The 4,393-nt window shown below is 75.0% G+C and carries 4 protein-coding genes; 2 read left to right on the forward strand and 2 right to left on the reverse strand.

Going from position 1 to position 4,393, the window contains the following annotated elements; translation table 11 throughout:
- Positions 1–43: 43 nt before the first annotated feature.
- The gene (locus A2U95_RS02610; protein ID WP_166024730.1) at positions 44–1,588 is read right to left on the reverse strand and encodes an FUSC family protein; all 1,545 of its coding nucleotides are present in this window, start codon (positions 1,586–1,588) and stop codon (positions 44–46) included.
- Positions 1,589–1,885: 297 nt separating this feature from the next.
- Between A2U95_RS02610 and A2U95_RS02615 the strand changes: the two genes are divergently transcribed.
- Positions 1,886–2,365: an Lrp/AsnC family transcriptional regulator gene (locus A2U95_RS02615; protein ID WP_166020619.1), complete on the forward strand. Its 480-nt coding sequence runs from the start codon at positions 1,886–1,888 to the stop codon at positions 2,363–2,365.
- A 108-nt stretch (positions 2,366–2,473) separates the two neighbouring features.
- On the opposite strand, the gene A2U95_RS02620 is transcribed toward A2U95_RS02615, so the two are convergent.
- A complete protein-coding gene (locus tag A2U95_RS02620) occupies positions 2,474–3,442 on the reverse strand; it encodes an AraC family transcriptional regulator (RefSeq protein ID WP_166020620.1) in 969 nt (322 codons plus the stop codon).
- 136 nt (positions 3,443–3,578) lie between these two features.
- Between A2U95_RS02620 and A2U95_RS02625 the strand changes: the two genes are divergently transcribed.
- On the forward strand, positions 3,579–4,286 hold the full coding sequence (locus A2U95_RS02625) for an NAD(P)H oxidoreductase (RefSeq protein ID WP_166020621.1): 708 nt from the start codon (positions 3,579–3,581) through the stop codon (positions 4,284–4,286).
- Positions 4,287–4,393: the final 107 nt, after the last annotated feature.

Here is a 4,393-nt window from a genome sequence, read left to right on the forward strand (position 1 = left end):
CGCCCGGCGCCGCCCGGCGCCGCGGGCCGTCTCCCGGCCCCGGTCAGGCCCTGGCCGGCACGGACGCCGCGGCGGACGCGGAGGCCCGCAGCGGCTCGGCCAGGGCGACCAGGGCCCGCTCCACGCCGTGCAGGTGCGCCAGCGCGCCGTCGGCGGCCGGTTCCCGGCCGCCGGTGTCCGGGGACGGTCCGGCGGCCGGCGCGGTGAGCGCCTCCACGGCCGCCTCCACCCGCCAGCAGGCCGCGGCCAGCCGGGCGTCGTGGGAGGCCTCCGGGTCGGCTGCGACGGAGACCAGCGCGCGGACCTCGCGGGCGCACTCGTCGAGCAGCACCAGCACCCGGCGGGCCCGCTGCCTGCGCGCCCTGCCCGGATACAGCGGGTGGACCAGCGGCGCCACGGTCTTGCGCACCTGGGCCAGCAGCGCCTCCAGTTCGGCCACCCGGGGCGCCGGGTCGGCGTCGGGGTCGCCCGCCAGCCGGGCCGCCGCCTCGGTGGTGCAGGCGTGCACGCAGCGGACGGCGCGCCGGATCCAGGCGTCGTTGAAGGCGTGGGTGGTGACCGGCAGCACCAGCAGCACGGCCAGCCAGGCCCCGGCCGCCCCGACCAGCGTCTCGGCGACCCTGAGCACCAGCAGGCCGCCGTCGAGCAGGCCCACGAGGCCGTACAGGGTCTGGGCGAGCACGGTCACCGACAGCATCATCCAGGTGTAGGAGGTCTGCGCCGTGTAGAAGATCCCGAAGGTGGCGACGGCCGCGACGACGGCGGAGGGGACGGGCTCGCCGTGCAGCGGCAGCGTGAGCACGACGCCGAGGAGCGCGCCGGCGCAGGTGCCCAGCACCCGCCGGAAGGCCCGGACGGCGGTCTCCCCGCGGGAGGTGACGTTGACGAAGATCCACCAGGTGGCTCCGACCGCCCAGTACCAGCGCTCCTCGGAGAGCAGGTGGCCCACCGGGAGGGCGAAGAGGCAGCCGGCGGTCACCTGGAGCGCCTGCCGGGTGGTGATGCGGCGCAGGCCGGTGCCTCCGGTGGGCGGCGCCGGCGGCACGGGCAGCGGGAAGCGGCGTTCGTAGCACCACAGGCCGAAGCGGACCGCGGCGGCGACGGCGACGGAGACCAGGACGTCCCCGCAGAGGGACGGCAGCATGCCGGTCGTGGGCCGGGCGAACTGGGCGACGAAGTAGCACATGAAGGCGAAGGCGCCCAGGGTGTGGCCGCGCGGCCCCCAGCGGCGCGCGTACACGCCGAGGCCGCCGATGGCCACGAAGACCACTCCGGCGGCCACCGGGTCACCCCGCAGCAGCACCGCCGCCGTCAGCGCGGGCAGGCCCACGACCGGCAGCAGCGCGACGGTGACGGCCTGGCCGCGCACCGTCGGGTCGGTGACCGTGAACAGGGCCAGCAGGGCGGCGAGGCCGCCGGTGGCCATGCCCGCGACGCCGTGGCCGAGCAGACCGCAGACCGCGACGGCCAGGGCGATGCCGAGCACGCCTCGCGAGGCGAACCGCAGCCGGATCCGCCCGGGGTCGGCCGGCGGCACCAGCGCCTTCCGGAGCCACGGCGTCCACCGTGCCGCGACCGACCGCCGCATCGCGACCGAGCACTGTGTAAGGACCAAGGTCTCACCCTCCTCGACGCCGTCCCGGCGGCTGCCCGGCCTAACCGGCGCCTTGAAAAGCGGCACAAAAAAGACGCCGCGGAGATCCACAGCGCCATTGACCCGACCATTTCACCATGCGGGACGGATATGGCTCAACCGCTCCGTTCATCACTGGGCCATTGGCCCAGCGCTCGCGCGTGGATTCCGGTCCCGGAGGGGCCATCGGACCACTGGTCCGACGGCACGGCGGAAGGGCGGTGGACCGGGCCGTTGGTACAGTCGGCGGCCATGTCCGTGGACGAGCTCGACACCCGCATCCTGCGGCTGCTGCTGGAGCAGCCGCGCACCAGCGCGCGCGAGTACGCGCGCCTCCTCGGGGTGGCCCGGGGCACCCTGCAGGCCCGGCTGGACCAGCTGGAGCGCCGGGGGGTGATCACCGGCAGCGGCCCGAGCCTCTCGCCGGCCGCGCTGGGGCATCCGGTGCTGGCGTTCGTCCACATCGAGGTGACGCAGGGGCACCTCGACGAGGTGGGCGACGAGCTGGCGGCCGTGCCGGAGATCGTCGAGGCCTTCTCCATCACCGGCGGCGGCGACCTGCTGACCCGGGTGGTGGCGCGGGACAACGGTCACCTGGAGGACGTGATCCAGAAGCTGATCGGCCTGCCGGGGGTCGTGCGCACCCGCACGGAGGTGGCGCTGCGGGAACGGGTGCCGTACCGCCTGCTCCCGCTGGTGGAGTCCGTGGGGCGCACGGTCGCCGCTCGCTGACGGCGACCGTGCGTCCCGCCCCGGAGGGATGAGCCCCGCGGGCCCGGCAGGGGCGCGAGCGGGCGAGGACGCGCAGCGCCCGTGCCTCCCGCCCGCCGCACCGCCCGTCTACCCCGGCGCGGGAGGACCGGACGCCGCCACGGCCGCCACGGCCGCCGCGGCGCGACAGGCGCTGGGGCTTCGGCCCTTGTGGCGCTTGAACGCGGCGCTGAAGCCGAAGGCGTCGGCATAGCCGACGGACCTGGCGATCTGCGCCATGCCGAGGTCGGTGTCGGACAGCAGCGCCTCCGCCTCGTCCATGCGGCATTCGGTGACGTAGGCGAGGGGCGGGCGGCCCATCAGGCGGGTGAAGCGCTTGGCGAACAGCGCCCGGGAGACGCCGGCCCGAGCGGCCAGGGAGGCCACCGTCCAGGGGTCGGCGGGCCGGTCGTGGAAGGACCGCAGGGCGGGCGCGAGGACCGGGTCGGTGAGGCCCCGGTACCAGCTGGGCGCGTCGGCGCCCGCCTTGTCGAACCAGCTGCGCAACGTGCACACCAGGGCCCAGTCGAGGAGCCGGTCCATCAGCGCCTGCGAACCGGCCGGGAGACGGGCGGCGTCGGCGGCGGCCGTCTCCAGCCAGGCGCAGACCTCGGCGTCCTCCTCGACCACCAGAACGGGCGGCAGGGCCCGCAGGAGCCGCTCGTGGCGGTGTCCCGAGGCGCGGTAGGCGCCCACGATCAGCGCGGTCGCCTCCGGCGAGTCGGCTCCCCACCGGATACCGCCGAGTTCCTGGGCACCGCACCCGGGGCTCTCGGTGAAACAGGCGATCTCGTACGCGGCGTGGGAGCCGTCCAGGGTGGTGGGGTGGTCCACGAGGTGGAACGGTCCGGGGCCGCGCACGACGGCGGTGTGACCCGCGCCGACCGCTCGCTCCGTTCCGTCGGGCAGCAGCAGGACGCCCCCGCCCCGCAGCACGCTGATCATGGTGAGTGGCGCGATGTCGGCGAAGCGGACGGCCCAGGGCACCGCGAGGACGACGTGGCTGACGACCGACCCCTCGGCCCGGATGCCGCTCAGCAGCGAACTCAGAGGATCCATGGAAGGACCGTAGACGATCTCCTATGTTTCGGAGCGGTTCTCCCATGGATCATCTACGTCGTCGCGGCTGAACTGGACTCGTACACCGGACCGACCGAGACCGGCCCGGACCGACCGAGACCAACCGGGAGACACCGTGAGGCAGCACGACAGCCGCGCCAGGACAGCCCTCGTCGTCGTCGCGCACCACCGCACCGATTCCCTCACCGCGCACACGGCCCGCCGTGCCGCCGCGCGGCTCGAGACCGCCGGCTACCGCGTCGACCTGCTCGACCTGCACGCCGAGGGGTTCGACCCCCGGATGAACGTGGCGGACCAGCCGGACTGGGGCAACCGGGAGAAGAGGTACTCGGAAGAGGTGCACACCCACATGCGGCGCATCCTCGACGCCGATGCCGTCGTCGCCGTCTTCCCGGTGTACTGGCAGAGCGTGCCCGCCCTGCTCAAGGGCTGGATCGACCGCGTGTGGAACTACGGGTTCGCCTACGGCCGCAGCAGGCCCCGCCTCGCCGGCAAGCGCATCCTGTGGCTGGGCCTGGCCGGCGCCACTGCCGACGATCCGGTCGTGGCGGGCATGCGGAGCTTCCTCGAGACCGGCCTGAACGAGGGCATCGCCTCCTACTGCGGCTTCTCCCGCTCCACCGTCGGCCTGCTCACCGACGCGGAGGAACGCCCTCAGCGCGTCGACGCCGAGGGCAATCTCCTGGTCGGCGACGCGATCACGGGCGCGGAGCGGGAGGCGCAGTACGCGGCTTTCGACCGTCGCACGCGGGAGTTCGTGGAGGCATTCGTGGCCGAGGACGCCGAGGACGCCGAGGACGCCGAGGACATCGTGACGGCCTGACCCCGGGGAGGCACGCGTCAGCCGCGCCGCTTCGGCCTGCCGCCCCGGCGCGGGGCGCCGCCCTTGCCGCCGGGGGTCGCGCCACGGCCGCCGCGGCCGCCGCGACC

The sequence above is a fragment of the Streptomyces chilikensis genome (genome assembly GCF_001642695.1).
Classification (GTDB): domain Bacteria; phylum Actinomycetota; class Actinomycetes; order Streptomycetales; family Streptomycetaceae; genus Streptomyces; species Streptomyces chilikensis.

What these genes read in the sequence shown, in the direction of transcription:
- A2U95_RS02610 (WP_166024730.1), bottom strand. Translation starts at nt 1,588, where the DNA reads ATGCGGCGGTCGGTCGCGGCACGGTGGACGCCGTGGCTCCGGAAGGCG.
- A2U95_RS02615 (WP_166020619.1), top strand. Translation starts at nt 1,886, where the DNA reads ATGTCCGTGGACGAGCTCGACACCCGCATCCTGCGGCTGCTGCTGGAG.
- A2U95_RS02620 (WP_166020620.1), bottom strand. Translation starts at nt 3,442, where the DNA reads ATGGATCCTCTGAGTTCGCTGCTGAGCGGCATCCGGGCCGAGGGGTCG.